The organism is Pelistega ratti (assembly GCF_009833965.1).
GTDB lineage: Bacteria > Pseudomonadota > Gammaproteobacteria > Burkholderiales > Burkholderiaceae_B > Taylorella > Taylorella ratti.
In genome coordinates this window covers 491,002-505,795 of the sequence record NZ_CP047165.1, presented here as the reverse complement: position 1 = coordinate 505,795, position 14,794 = coordinate 491,002, and the positions used below count along the sequence as shown (strand labels likewise).

General features: G+C 36.1%; 14 protein-coding genes. 9 read left to right on the top strand and 5 right to left on the bottom strand.

The window, feature by feature from the left end; translation table 11 throughout:
- Positions 1-22: 22 nt before the first annotated feature.
- The 5 genes from F9B76_RS02145 to F9B76_RS02125 form a co-directional block, all read right to left on the bottom strand.
- On the bottom strand, positions 23-1,387 hold the full coding sequence (locus tag F9B76_RS02145) for an ATP-binding protein (protein WP_159990608.1): 1,365 nt from the start codon (positions 1,385-1,387) through the stop codon (positions 23-25).
- Positions 1,384-2,046: a response regulator gene (locus F9B76_RS02140; RefSeq protein ID WP_159990607.1), complete on the bottom strand. Its 663-nt coding sequence runs from the start codon at positions 2,044-2,046 to the stop codon at positions 1,384-1,386. The genes F9B76_RS02145 and F9B76_RS02140 overlap by 4 nt, the downstream gene beginning before the upstream one ends.
- A 34-nt stretch (positions 2,047-2,080) precedes the next feature.
- On the bottom strand, positions 2,081-3,733 hold the full coding sequence (locus F9B76_RS02135; protein WP_159990606.1) for a phosphoethanolamine transferase: 1,653 nt from the start codon (positions 3,731-3,733) through the stop codon (positions 2,081-2,083).
- A gap of 189 nt (positions 3,734-3,922) precedes the next feature.
- On the bottom strand, positions 3,923-4,375 hold the full coding sequence (locus F9B76_RS02130; RefSeq protein ID WP_159990605.1) for a CBS domain-containing protein: 453 nt from the start codon (positions 4,373-4,375) through the stop codon (positions 3,923-3,925).
- A gap of 48 nt (positions 4,376-4,423) precedes the next feature.
- Positions 4,424-5,716, bottom strand: a complete 1,293-nt coding sequence (locus tag F9B76_RS02125) for a YihY family inner membrane protein (protein WP_159990604.1) — start codon at positions 5,714-5,716, stop codon at positions 4,424-4,426.
- 191 nt (positions 5,717-5,907) lie between these two features.
- Between F9B76_RS02125 and F9B76_RS02120 the strand changes: the two genes are divergently transcribed.
- The 9 genes from F9B76_RS02120 (at position 5,908) to F9B76_RS02080 (ending at position 14,691) form a co-directional block, all read left to right on the top strand.
- Positions 5,908-6,312, top strand: coding sequence for a DUF2069 domain-containing protein (locus tag F9B76_RS02120; RefSeq protein ID WP_159990603.1), 405 nt, complete (start codon positions 5,908-5,910; stop codon positions 6,310-6,312).
- A 28-nt stretch (positions 6,313-6,340) separates the two neighbouring features.
- Positions 6,341-7,399, top strand: coding sequence for a chorismate synthase (gene aroC, locus F9B76_RS02115; protein WP_159990602.1), 1,059 nt, complete (start codon positions 6,341-6,343; stop codon positions 7,397-7,399).
- A 281-nt stretch (positions 7,400-7,680) separates the two neighbouring features.
- Positions 7,681-8,220: a cytochrome b gene (locus F9B76_RS02110; RefSeq protein WP_204319022.1), complete on the top strand. Its 540-nt coding sequence runs from the start codon at positions 7,681-7,683 to the stop codon at positions 8,218-8,220.
- Between the two features lie 38 nt (positions 8,221-8,258).
- Positions 8,259-9,584 carry a bifunctional tetrahydrofolate synthase/dihydrofolate synthase gene (gene folC, locus F9B76_RS02105; protein WP_243140666.1) on the top strand — a complete coding sequence of 442 codons (1,326 nt, stop codon included), beginning with the start codon at positions 8,259-8,261 and terminating at the stop codon, positions 9,582-9,584.
- A gap of 35 nt (positions 9,585-9,619) precedes the next feature.
- Complete coding sequence (locus F9B76_RS02100; RefSeq protein WP_243140665.1) at positions 9,620-10,618, top strand: SPOR domain-containing protein; 999 nt, start codon at positions 9,620-9,622, stop codon at positions 10,616-10,618.
- A 9-nt stretch (positions 10,619-10,627) separates the two neighbouring features.
- Entirely contained in the window at positions 10,628-11,116 is a 489-nt protein-coding gene (locus F9B76_RS02095) for a CvpA family protein (protein ID WP_159990601.1), read from the top strand.
- Between the two features lie 19 nt (positions 11,117-11,135).
- Positions 11,136-12,644, top strand: a complete 1,509-nt coding sequence (gene purF / locus F9B76_RS02090; RefSeq protein ID WP_159990600.1) for an amidophosphoribosyltransferase — start codon at positions 11,136-11,138, stop codon at positions 12,642-12,644.
- Between the two features lie 261 nt (positions 12,645-12,905).
- The gene (locus F9B76_RS02085; RefSeq protein ID WP_159990599.1) at positions 12,906-13,913 is read left to right on the top strand and encodes an NAD(P)H-dependent flavin oxidoreductase; all 1,008 of its coding nucleotides are present in this window, start codon (positions 12,906-12,908) and stop codon (positions 13,911-13,913) included.
- Between the two features lie 394 nt (positions 13,914-14,307).
- Positions 14,308-14,691 carry a YgiW/YdeI family stress tolerance OB fold protein gene (locus F9B76_RS02080; RefSeq protein WP_159990598.1) on the top strand — a complete coding sequence of 128 codons (384 nt, stop codon included), beginning with the start codon at positions 14,308-14,310 and terminating at the stop codon, positions 14,689-14,691.
- Positions 14,692-14,794: the final 103 nt, after the last annotated feature.

Below are 14,794 nucleotides of genomic sequence, written 5' to 3'. Positions count from 1 at the left end.
TTGGTTTTTTCAGCTATATTCTTTATCTATCCACCATTTTAGAAAGTGTAACACATAAGCCTTGTGTTTCTCGATTTTGTATAGTTAATACTAATTGATGTAAATGAGCAATACTTTGCACAATAGATAACCCTAATCCGCTACCGTGTTCTGCCTGACCAGCAGGTCGATAAAAACGTTCTTTTATTTTAGGAAGGTGGGCTGATTCAATGCCTTCCCCTTCATCTATCACTTGGATTTTTTCTTTATCTAAATAAAGTATAATCCGTGAGTGTTCTGGACTATAGCGAATAGCATTATCCAATAGATTTCGTATCATAATTTGGATAAGTAGGGGATTTCCTTGTAAAGGAAAAGCTTCTTTAAGTTCTCCTTTTGTTTCTAAAGTTAATTTACTATTTTTTTCACGTAGGTTTAGACTAATACTTTGTAAAAGTTGAGGGATAATGATTTCCCATTGAATAGTTTGAGCATCTGGTATTGCTTGTAGAGGGTCTAGTCGAGAAAGAATTAGTAACTGCTCTACTAATCGGGAGGCTCTATCAATACTAGACTGAATATGTATAATACGTTGTAGTTGATCTTCTTTATGGTCACTCAGTGCTAATACTTCAGTTTGTACTTTAAGGGCGGTAAGTGGGCTACGTAATTCATGTGCAGCATCTGAGGTAAATTGCCGTTCACGCTGAATAGTTTGATCAAGTCTTTCTAATAAATGATTAATTTCTTGTACTAGAGGCTTTATCTCTATTGGCATATCCTCAGAAACTTTATCTAGGCTATGGGCATGGCGGTGTTGTAATTCTATACTGAGTTTTTTAAGGGGTGCTAATCCATGATTAACACCATAAATAATTAATAAAAGTAGAATAGGTAAAGAGATTAATAGCAAAAGAAGTTGAATCCATAATGCATTAAATAACATGGAAAAACGTTCTTCTAATCGTTGAGAAACCGCAATAATAAGCTCATCATCTACAATATAAAGGTAACGCCAACTATCAGATTCCCAAATATAACCGCTACTACTAAATCCATTGATATCTTGTTTAAAGGGAATATGATACCCTTCCTGATCGGAGAATAAACGCTGTCCCTTTTTATTCCATAAGATAAAACCTGTATCTTTATTATTATCTAAAGCAAATTTATCAGAGAGTATATTTTTCTGAATAAATATAGCTTCTTTAGGTAGAGAAGAAAATACTTGTCTAAGCGTATAGGCATGTTGTTGCATCTGTTCATCTGCGATTTCATTAATTTCGGCTAATGCACTGATACTACTCATAATGGTTGTTAGTATCCATAAGGTTAATAACCCACTACTAAGATACTGTAATAAACGGCGATGAATACTAGAGGTAGGTGTTAATGAGAATAAACTCATGGTTTATCTCCTAATGTATAGCCAAGGTTACGTCGTGTCAGCACAAAGGATTTATTAATTTTTTTACGAATATTATGAATATGTACTTCAACTGCATTACTATCAACCTCTTGATCCCAACTATATAATTTATCCTCTATCTGTGCTCGAGTAAAAATTTGTTGAGGGTGTAGTAAGAATAGCTCAACTAATAGATATTCTTTCTGTGTCAGTAATAGGGGGGTATGATGTAAAAATACAGTTTTTGTACTTGTATTAAGGGTAAGTTGCCCATAGCATAGTGTTGCGCTAGACTGTCCCTTACTGCGACGAATAAGAGCTAAAAGTCGTGCGACAACTTCATGTAAAGAAAAGGGCTTACATAAGTAATCATCTGCTCCTGCATTAAGTCCTGCTACACGATTAGGAAGCGCATCTCTTGCTGTTAAGATTAATATAGGTGTATTTAAATGCCTTTGTCGCCAAGAGAATAATATATCCATACCATCAATAGAGGGTAGTCCTAAATCAAGAATGACAGCATCATAAGGTGTATGCTCTAATGCACACTGCCCTTCATGACCGTCCTGAAACCAATCCACGGTAAAGCCATTTTTTTTAAGACCATGCCATAAACCATCACCAATATGTTGGTCATCTTCTATTAATAGAATACGCATATCGTTACTTTGATTCCTATCGTTGTTATGCCAATTACTCTGATTTTATTTTGCACATATTGAAAATATCAAATTGTGCTTGATATTCCGTTGTTTTAATATGCCATATAGATAAGAGACTATGAAAGATATTATCATGTGAAAATTCTTGTTGTTCAGCTACTTGTTTTAAACAATTTAAATCAAGCTGACGACTTTGATAAAATTGTTGATTTGCCCAGAAAATCATTGGAATATGTGTTTGTTCTTTAGGAGCAATGATATAGGGTGCACCATGTAGATAAAATCCTTTTTCTCCTAATGATTCCCCGTGATCAGATACATATAGTAAGGCAACATTATAATCTGTCGCATAAGATTGTAAGAGTTGAATGGTTTTATCTAAGAAATCATCTACATTTAAAATAGTATTATCGTAAACATTGGTAATTTCTTCTGGACTACATGACTCAATAGCATTGGTATCACAACTAGGACGAAATAAGCCTTTTAAAGTAGAGGGGTAGCGCTGATAATAAGCTGGTCCGTGGCTACCATTGCTATGTAATATAATCATGCTATCCTCCAACTGTTGATTGATGTATGTATCAAGATTTTTGAGCAAATATTGATCATAATAAAGTCCTTCATTGGGTATTTTTTGATCTTGCATATACTGTGCGACCTCATCATGTACGATACGATCACATACGCCTTTGCACCCGCTATCATTATCTCGCCAATAGGTATGAATGCCTACGCGTTGGATAATATCTAAAATATTTTCTTGGCGATTAGCCGTAGATGATGAAAAATCATGCCGAGTCATATTAGAGAACATACAAGGAACAGAGATAGCAGTTACTGTACCACAAGAAAAAACATTTCTAAAATTAACTAAATCTGGGTATTGTTTGAGTTTAGGATTGGTTTCTTTAGCATAACCGTTTAATGAAAAATTCTGTGCACGAGAAGTTTCGCCAACGACCATAATAAAAATAGTTTTTTTCTTATCCTTTTGTGTGATGACTGCATCTGTCCCTATGGGAATTAGGGGTAAGGATTTGGCAATTATTTGTTTACTGTAAGAGATAAGTCCTACGATAAAATTAGACGGTGTAATAAGTTTAACAATCTCTCTATTATTACGAATAAGAGAAGCGTAATTTTTATAAAAAGGGATACCAGTTACTAATAAGGTGAATAGAACACTTATTAATAATAACATACGTTTTGAAAGATTTTTCCACCACGGATTAGTATAAATAAGTTGAATGCGTAAAATAATAATACTGGGAATAACCCCAAAAATAATGAACCAAAAAAGAAATCGTAAGGTGAGTAAATCTTTTGCTTCGGTTAGTGTCGTTTGGAAAATATTAGCTATCATTACCTTATCCATAAAAATATGGTACGTTAATGTATAGTAATTGGTCGCTGCACTCGCTAAGATACAAAAAATAATAAAGAGCTTGCTTGTAAATCGCCAGCATAATAGACCAAAAATAAAACAAAAGGCACAAAAAAGAAAAATGGCAATAGAGATAATAAAAAATATATTTATAAAAGAATCTATTGCTTGTAATTCAAAGAGTTTTTTCCAAAAAGGAATATTTTGAATAAAGAGAAAAAAGAAGGCAATACCGTAAATAAATGTACTGTCTTTTAGCTGAATTGTAGGGAGTTTACGTAGAAGAGGGTGCTTCATTATATTCATTATCTATAAACAAGAAAGAAGCACATTATGAATAAGTAAACTTAAGGAAAACTTAAGAAAAATAATTATCTATTTTGATATTTCCTTAATAGGGTGATTGTATAGATATATTTTTTAAATAGTTAAAAAGCCAAATACATTTACTGTATTTGACTTCTAAAAAATGATTGAATGCGTTGATTATGTTTCTTCCTTATCATCAGGCCAATGACGAATATACGCTTTGAGCATATTATTTTCAAATTGTTCTAAATCAATCAATGCGCGTGCCATATCATAGAAAGAAATAATACCCAAGAGAGTAGGACCATCTAATACAGGAACATAACGTGCGTGTTGTTCTAACATAAGCCGTTGTACCTCAGCTAATTCTGTATTAGGGGTAACACTAACAGGAAAGCTATCCATAATACTACGAACAGTAGAGTGGGCAAATTGCTCTTTCTTGCTATCAATATGACGAATAATTTCACGGAATGTGAGCATACCAGCGAGTTCACCATGCTCGATAACAACTACTGAACCAATATCATGTTCACTCATCGTCTTAATAGCATTTTCAACACTATCATCTGGGCTAATAGTATAAAGAACGTCACCTTTAACGCGTAAAATTTCGCTCACTTTTAACATGGAAATTTCCTTTATTGTCTTTTACGAAGATTTATCAAATGTACACGATTATGTGTCATTTGGCAATGTACTTGGCGAATATTCTACAATATCTTTTAAAAATACATTTTCTTTTAGAAGTAATTTACTCATTGCTTGACGGATATTTTTATCCCCCATTCGCTGATCAATTTCAGGATTAAGTATAAATAGCTCTCCTAATGTTAATAAACTTTGATCCAGATTATTCGCTAATACCCAGCGTTCTGAACGTTTTCCTTGTGTATTCACAATATAGCCAAGCATATTAAGTTGTTCTAATATATAAAGTGTATGGGTACTATCGCCTTGTAATGCCTTGATAAGGTAAGGTGTACTTTTCCCCGGGGGATTATCATTACAACTTTCTGCCAAAATACGAAGAATATGAACGGCTTGAACAAAATCAGCCCCTGCTTTATCATGGGTTTGAATATGTCCAAAACGCAATTGGGGTATTAGTGATGCAATAATTGCCCCTAATAGTATGACTAACCATGATAAATAAATCCATAAGAGGAAAATAGGAATAATTGCAAATGCCCCGTAAATAGCGGTATAAGAGGGAAATTGCGTAATATAGAATGTAAAGCCCCATTTCATCGCTTCAAATAAAATAGCGGCAATACTAGCACCTACCATAGCATCTCGTAAGTAAACCGTACGGTTTGGTACTATATAATAGAGAAGAGTAAAACCAATAAAGGATAAAAGCGTAGGGAAAAGGGTGGCAAAAATATTTTGAAAAATACTTAAATCAACCCCAATACCCAATTGCGCTCTTGCGACAACGCTACTAGCCCAAATGCTTGCGGCTAAGATAAAAGGACCTACAGATAAGATCATCCAATATATCAAGATACGGATGGTAAGAGGACGTTGTTTTCTGACTTGCCAGATACTATTAAATACCTCATCAATGGTTTTCATGAGAAGGATAGATGTCACCATTAAAGCTACTGCCCCTGCTGCGGTTAGGCTGCGTGCCTTACTTGCAAAATCATTAAGATATTGCATAATATTGGCAGAGATAGTGGCTGGCATAAGATTATTACTGAGAAAATTTTCTAACTCTATTTGTAATTCTTTAAAAATAGGAAAGGCAGTAAAAAGAGACAACACAACAGCTAATAAAGGTACTATAGCAAGAACGGTTGTAAAGGTTAGGCTACTGGCTACTTGTGTCAGTTTATCGGTAGATAAACGCTTAACTGCGTCTAATAAGGCTTGTTTAAAATGAGGGGAGTGATGCTGTTTGAGTTGGTTTTCTTCACTTAACTCATGTGCTGCTTGAATACCATAAAAAATTTCTTTATTTTGCATTATCATTTAACTAATAACTAATAGATGTATCTAAACGGAAAAGCAGAGGAAGAAAGCTTACTTTGTCGTGCTTTTTAAGATACTTCATTATAACAAATAGAAGGTTTTTCTGTTTATTCACTATTTCTCAATGCTTTTTTTCTAAAAACTATGCTAATGTTTACTCTTTATACTCAATAGGTATGTCGATAATGACACAGAAGAACGATAAACCATTGCCACAAGGGGTAATACTCAATCCATATTTACATTATGGTACCTTTATAGCCTTATTACTCTTGTTTTGCTTATGTATTTTGTGGGAGTTATGGTTAGATCCTATGGTGGCAGGGGGGAGTATTTATTTTTTAAAAGCCTTACCTTTGATGTTTGCTTTATATGGTGTTTTTAAGGGAAATCTCTATACCATGCAATGGACAGCTATGCTAGTATTACTCTACTTTATGGAGGGGGTTGTGCGTTGGTATGCTGATATATCTATCCTATCGCAACGATTGGGTATGATAGAAACTATCCTATCGGTTATCGTTTTTTTCGGCGCTATTTTATATGTAAAACCAGCAAAGCAACACGCAAAATCTTATCAAAAAAAGTAATATAGTATTTATTATCAAGGAAACGAATATGTCAGGAAGTTCTTTAGGAAAATTATTTACGGTCAGTAATTTTGGTGAATCACATGGAAAAGCGATTGGCTGTGTGATTGATGGTTGTCCTGCAGGAATGTCATTAACAGAGTCGGATATACAGCAAGAACTTGATCGCCGTAAACCAGGAACTTCTCGTCATGTTACACAGCGACAAGAGCCTGATACTGTAAAAATTCTATCGGGTATCTATGAGGGTAAAACAACAGGTACACCTATTGCTTTACTGATCGAAAATCAAGATCAGCGTAGTAAAGATTACAATAATATTACACAGTCTTTCCGACCTGGTCATGCAGATTTTACCTATTGGCATAAATTTGGCATTCGAGACCCTCGAGGAGGAGGGCGATCCTCTGCTCGATTGACCGCACCAACCGTAGCGGCAGGAGCTGTAGCTAAAAAATGGCTAAAAGAGCAATATGGTATCCAAATTCGCGGTTATATGAGTCAGTTAGGTCCTATCCATATTCCTTTTAAACAATGGGAAGATGTGCCGACCAATCCTTTTTTTGCCCCTAATGCAGAGATAGTGCCAGAGTTAGAGCGTTATATGGATGCATTAAGAAAAGAGGGGGATTCTATTGGTGCACGTATTGAAGTAGTTGCTGAAAATGTACCTATTGGCTTGGGTGAGCCAATTTATGATCGATTAGATGCGGATATTGCTTATGTGATGATGGGTTTAAATGCGGTTAAAGGGGTCTCTATTGGTGCAGGTTTTGAATCTATTGCTCAAAAAGGCTCTGAGCATGGTGATGAAATAACCCCTGAAGGATTTTTAAGTAATCATGCAGGTGGTATTTTAGGGGGGATTTCGAGTGGGCAAGATATCACTGTATCCTTAGCGATTAAACCAACGTCTAGTATCCGTATTGAACGTCGTTCTATTAACACAGATAATGAGCCTGTTATGGTACAAACACTAGGGCGACATGACCCTTGTGTGGGGATTCGAGCTACACCTATCGCAGAAGCTTTACTTGCCTTGGTATTAATTGACCATATCTTAATACAAAGAGCTTATCAAACCTAACCATATCCATATAAAAACAATGTGAATTGCTAATTCCCATAGTGTGTAAAGTTATTTCAAATGCTTTCAAAAAATAGTATTTTTATGGGTTTTTAGATAAGAAAAATAACCCCTATTTTTAATCTCTTATAATAAGAGGGAGATATTTTAATATGTACATAACTTATATAGGGGCTATAACTAACTTTGTTATTTTTACTTGGCTAAAAATAGTTTGGTATGACTGGCAAAATGTCTATTACCCTTAATAAGCATTATTATTTTTTGTAAGAGGTTAAAAAATGAGTACATCCTGTTTAAGTAAAACTGAGATAGCTTTACATTGGTTAATTGCTATCGTTATGATCGGTATGCTGATTTTAGGTAAGTATATTGATGCTAACCAAGCCTATCATCTGATGCCTTTGCATAAATCAATTGGTATTGCTATTTTTGCTTTTATTTTATGGCGTTGTGTATTACGTCTTCAAAAAGGCTTTCCAAGTGCTTTAGGAAATCCTCCCTTTATTCAGCACCTATTAGCCAAGGTAGTGCATATTGTTTTATTGCTAGGAACATTTTTATTTCCTTTAAGCGGCATGATTATGTCGGCTATGGGAGGACGTGGACTTAGTCTTTTTGGTATTGAACTATTTGCCATGAATATAGTAGATGGTAAACCAACCCCTATTAATCCTGAGTTAGCAGGACTAGCAAGCAATATTCATGGTGCTTTACTACCCATTATGATTGTAGCAATTGTCCTTCATATTATTGGAGCAATTTATCATCATCGTGTTGTAAAAGATGATACACTCAATCGTATGTTGGGGCGTGTGTAATTAATTATTTAACGTGTTTATGAACGAGTTGTGATAAAATGGCATCTTTATTTATCACGACTCGTATTATGTCAGTGCCTACACTTGAACACTCATTAGCAGAGTGGCTCGCTTATCTTGAAACACTTCATCCCAAAACAATTGATTTGGGTCTCGAACGGGTAAAAATAGTTGCCCAACGCTTACAAATTTCTCAATGGCAAGGCATCAAAATTGTTGTTGCAGGAACTAATGGTAAAGGTTCGACCTGTGCCATGTTGGCATCTATTTATTTAGCAGCTGGTTATAAAGTAGGGCTTTATACTTCTCCTCATCTTATACGTTTTAATGAACGTATTCATATTAATGGTCAAGAGGTGAGTGATGAGGCACTTATTGCTGCATTTCATCAAATCGAACAAGTCCGTGCCGATATTAGTCTTAGCTATTTTGAATATACAACACTAGCGGCTTTTTTATTGTTCAAAGAAGCACAGTTAGATGTCTCTATTTTAGAAGTGGGACTTGGTGGGCGGTTAGATGCCGTTAATATTATTGATCCAGATTGTTCGATTGTCACGAGTGTTGCTATTGATCATGTCGAGTGGCTAGGTACGGATAGAGAAGCCATCGGTTTTGAGAAAGCACATATTTTCCGTTCAGGAAAACCTGCTATTTGTAGTGATCCAGAGCCACCACAACATTTATTAGATTATGCAGAGCAAATTGGCGCTAATTTATGGCTGTTTGGTCGAGACTTTAACTATAGTGGTGACAAACAACAATGGGCATTTGCAAGTCGTATCGGACGCAAAAATGCTTTAGCCTATCCTGCATTAAGAGGGGCTAATCAATTATTAAACGCCTCCGCAGCATTGGCAGCTATAGATGCATTAAGACCTTATTTGGCTGTTCCTTTACAGGCTGTACGTGAGGGCTTACTTCAGGTAAATTGGCAAGGACGGTTTCAAATTTTACCAGGGCAACCAACCATCATATTAGATGTTGCCCATAATCCGCACGCAGCGGCTACCTTAGCACATAATCTACAGAGTATGTCCTACTTTCCCTATACCTATGCTGTCATTGGTATGTTAAATGATAAGGATGCGGTAGAGGTTATTAATAAATTTAAAGGTATTGTTGATTATTGGTTAGTTGCCGATTTATCAGGGCCACGCGCTCGTCCAGCTGAAGAATTAGCCAATCTTATTAAAGCAACACTTCCTGCGGATAAAGATGGACTACCAACCGTAAATGTGTTTGACAATCCTGTAAGTGCTTATGAGCAAGCTCGTAGCGTTATGGATGATAAAGATAGATTGCTTGTTTTTGGTTCATTCTTAACGGTTTCTGCGGTTTTAGAGCATATCGCTAAATCATGATTTTAAGTGTGTGATTAACTTAAAAAGGAATATATATGGGTTTATTTAATCAATCTAATCGACATCAAACAACACAAAAACCATTGCCAAGAAATGCTCAAGATAATGATTTACGTTATAAAGCAAAGAGTAAATTAATCGGTGCGGCTGTACTCGTTGTGTTGGCAGCAATTGTCGTTCCCTTTTTATTACCAAACGATAAGCCAGTTGAACCAATACAGACACAAGCACCATTAGTACCTATGGTTTCTTCTTCTAGTAGTCATACAGATGGTACAACAGGTACTTTATCGATTACCACTGCTCCCGGTGTAGAAACAGCAGGTACGACAGGGGAGGTTATTTCCTCACCAGAACAAACATCGGTTGTCAATACACAAATACCTACGGATGGCACAGAAATTCCACAAAGTGTCGCAAGTAGTACAACAGGAACCGTTATTTCACCAACTATGCCGTCAGGCACTAGTTCTTCAACTGTTACACCGCCTAGTATTGCAGCAGGTACCAATCCTGATATGGTACAAAAACCAGTACAAACAGTTACTGAAACACATACACAGGATGATCAAAAACGCTTAGACGAGCAAAAACGTCTTGCTGAGCAGAAACGTTTAGCGGAACAAAAACGCTTAGCTGAACAGAAAGCGGCTGAAGCAAAGCGTCAGCAAGCTAGCCGTGATAATAAAGCATCAACTAATAATATTAAAGACAAAGACCGCACAGACGATGGTAGCCGTGCCTTAGCTTTATTAGAAGGACGTACTTCTCCAGCGGCTAAAAAACAAGCTGAACCAAAAGCAAGCGGTAAAATATTTGTACAAGTTGCTGCCTATTCTTCTATGGATGAAGCGAAGAATCAACGTACTAAGTTAGGTAGTGCGGGTGTTTCTAATACGCTTATTCAAAGTGCAGTCGTTAATGGTAATCAAACTTATCGCTTACGAGTAGGGCCTTTTAATAGTCGTGAATCTGCACAGGCTGCACTTACACGATTAAGAGGTTTAGGCTATCAAGGATTTATTGCACAATAATAAATTCCGATGACAGAGTTTGATTATATATTCTTAGCTGTTTTAGGGGCATCAGGTATATTAGGATTTATGAGAGGGTTTTTAAAAGAAGCCTTCTCTTTAGTGGCTTATATTGCTGCTGGCTGTGCTGCTGCAGCGTGGGGACCCCATGCTTTACCGTGGTTTAGCCGTATGGTTGATAATATCTATATAAGTATTGCATTATCTTATGCGGTTGTTTTTATTGCAGTCTTATTAATCATTGGTCTTATCAATAAAACATTAAGCTCTGTTATTTCTCAGATAGGCTTAGGCTCTGCGGATAGTATTTTAGGACTATTTTTTGGTTTGGTACGAGGCTTGATTATCGTACTAGTTGTCGTTATCTTATTGGGGTACACAGATATGCCTCAAGCACCATGGTGGCAAAATGCAAAGTTTTCGGGTGTTGTGATTGAAATAGTACACTATCTCAAAACATTTGTTCCTAGCGATATGGTGAAATATCTTCCTTATTAATTTTTAAAGGTTTTTAATTATGTGCGGTATTGTTGGGATTTCGGGTACATCACCTGTTAATCAATTAGTATATGACTCATTATTGTTATTACAACATCGAGGTCAGGATGCAGCAGGTATTGCAACCACCCAAGATAATCACTTCAGCATGTTTAAATCACATGGTTTAGTGCGAGATGTTTTCCGTACACGGAATATGCGTTCTTTACCAGGTAATGCGGGGATAGGGCAGGTACGTTATCCTACAGCAGGCTCAAGCGATCGTATTGATGAGGCACAGCCTTTTTATGTGAATGCACCCTTTGGGATTACTTTTGCACATAATGGTAATTTGACAAATCCTGATGAATTACGTGAACAGCTTTTCCGTGTAGATCGCCGTCATATCAATACTAATTCAGACTCAGAAGTATTACTCAATGTTTTTGCCCATGAGTTACAACTAGCTTCTGACAAAAATCTTGACAAACCTGCCTTAATTTTCTCGGCTATTCGTGCGTTACACCGCCGTGTTAGAGGGGCTTATGCTGTAGTAGCACAAATTACAGGGTTTGGTATGGTTGCTTTCCGTGATCCCAATGGTATTCGTCCTTTATGCCTTGGTCAGCAGATAACAGAAAATGGTATTGAGTATATGGTAGCATCAGAATCGGTTGCCTTAGAAGGAATCGGATTCCATTTTGTCCGTGATATTGCACCGGGAGAAGCTATTTTTATTGATGAAACCTCTCATTTATGGGCAGAGCAATGTGCTGATAATCCTAAGCTAAATCCGTGTATTTTTGAGTATGTTTATTTTGCTCGTCCAGACTCAACGATTGATGGAGTTAATGTTTATAATGCTCGCCTAAAAATGGGGGAGTATTTAGCGGATAAAGTGGCCCGTGAATTACCTTTAGAGTATATTGATGTGGTGATGCCTATTCCTGATACTTCACGTCCTGTTGCAATGGAATTGGCAGCACGTCTAGGGTTAGAATACCGCGAGGGCTTTATCAAAAATCGCTATGTGGGTCGTACCTTTATTATGCCAGGGCAGGCAGTGCGTAAAAAATCTGTACGTCAAAAATTAAATGCAATGGGCGTTGAGTTTAAGGATAAAAGTATTCTCCTTGTTGATGACTCAATTGTTCGTGGTACAACAAGCCGTGAAATTGTTGATATGGCACGAGCAGCAGGTGCTAAAAAAGTTTATTTTGCTTCTGCTGCACCAGCCGTACGTTTTCCAAATGTTTATGGTATCGATATGCCGACCCAGCAAGAACTCATTGCACATGATCGTAGTGTTCAAGAGGTTTGTCAAGAGATTGGGGCAGATGGTTTGGTCTATCAGGATTTAGAGGATCTGAAAAAAGCTGTACAAGATCTTAACCCTGATATTAAGAGTTTTGATACGTCTTGCTTTGATGGTATCTACGTAACGGGTGATATTGATCAAGCCTATCTTGATCGTCTTAGTGCTAGTCGTAATAAAGATAAAGAAAGCATTGGTGGAATGTCCATGAATATGGGGATAGCATCAGAATAACTACTGATAAACATAAGAGGCAGTGATGCCTCTTATTTTTTAGGTGCTTTATTAGATTTAGTAAGATATACTGGGTATTCCCCCCCCCTAATTTAGTCATAGACTCTTTTACTGTAAGATTAGAGAGGTAATACGTTTAGCGTTAATCTAATATAGCCTCTTTTCTATATATTAACCCTTATTAAAATAAGGATAGTCTTTTGGTCTATGTGGGTTTGTAGCATACTATTTGTTTAGTGATAATAGAATTAGGAGATAGTTATGCAGATTATTCAAGCCCCAATGGCAGGTGCACAGGATAAGCGATTAACAATTGCGGTTTGTCAAGCAGGGGGGATTGGTTCATTACCAGCAGCACTCTTATCGACTGAAAAATTAAGTGAACAAATTAAACAAATTCAGCAAGCGGTTGGTGATGCCTTATTTAATGTAAATTTTTTTGCACATCACCCCCCTCAAGTGAGTATATTACAAGAGCAGGAGTGGTTTAATCTATTAAAACCCTATTTAGAGCAATATCATATTTCTATTGATGATATACCTAAAAGTGGAGGTAGAAATCCCTTTGATGAAGAAGCACTAGCTGTCATTCAAGCCCTTAAACCACCCATTGTCAGTTTTCATTTTGGTTTACCCAATGATGATTTATTACAGGCGGTAAAAGCAACTGGAGCAAAGATTTGGTCAAGTGCAACAACCGTAAAAGAAGCACGATATTTAGCTTCTAAAGGAGTCGATGCCATTATTGCTCAAGGCTTAGAAGCGGGTGGTCATCGAGGGATGTTTTTATCTCCATTGGCAGAACAAATGGGTACATTTGCTCTTTTACCTAATATTATCAAGGCTGTTAAATGCCCTGTAATTGCTGCAGGTGGTATTAGTGATAGACAAACTGTCCGTGTAGCAGAACAATTAGGCGCTAGTGCTGTACAAGTAGGTACGGCTTTTTTATTAGCAGAGGAAGCTAACATTACAGTGCACCATCGTGATGCTTTGCAAAGTGAGGCAGCAGAGCATACTGTTATAACCAATCTATTTACTGGGGGATATGCAAGAGGGATATGTACTCAGTTTATGCAAGAAAATGGATTGGTGAATGATAAAGTATTACCCTTTCCACTGGCAGGTAATGCGATTAAGATTCTAAAAGAAAAGGCAGAGAAGGAAGGGAAATTTGATTTTTCCTCTTTGTGGGCAGGGCAAAATGCACGGTTAGCCAAAGTAGGAACAGCTGCAGATATTATGAAACGATTGCAAGGTGAAAAATAAAATGTACCAATAAGATAGTTGTTTATACATAAAGAATTGCTTATTAGGGTTTTGGATATTTCTTTCCTTAACTTTTATGCTTTGCGTAATGTCTATATATATTTTATTTAAAGAAAGGGATAGATGGATTTTTACTATCCCTTTTTATATACGTTTAGGTATTTTCTAAAAGTTCCTTATTATTTGTTCATAGGGAAAATAATAAGTAAAAGTAAGTAATCATTACTTGATTTTATTTGAAATAATAATGAAATCATTAGAAAGATTTATCTGATAAAAAAGCCATATTGTATCTTGTCATCAAAAAAATAAGTCTTATATAATGAAGACTGTTGATAAGACTATATAGATAGTATAGATATTAACTATTTTTTTAATTATTTTTGGAGTTTTTATGAAAAAATTAACAATCTTAGCAACTATTTTAGCCGCTTCTGTTGGTACAACTGCATTTGCTCAACAAGGTGGATTCCAAGCAACGACACCCAATAATCAAAATGCTGGCTTTACAGGGCAGCAAGCAGTGAGTAAGGTCTCTGAAGCATCACAATGGCGTGATGATCAATATGTAGTATTACAAGGTAAAATCGTAAAACAAATTGGTAAAGATGATTTTATCTTTAGTGATGGTACGGGTGAAATTGAAATTGAAGTTGATGATAAAGCATGGTATGGTCAAAATATTACACCAGCTGATAAAATCAAAGTTTTTGGTGAAGTGGATAAATCTTGGAATAGAACAGAAGTTGAAATTCACCGTATAGAAAAAGTGAAATAATTTATTTATTTTTACTGTATTAATAAAACCCTTTGCTTAAAACAAGGGGTTTCTCATCAATATAGCGATACGCATTGTATCGCTTTTTTATTATAAGCGTAGT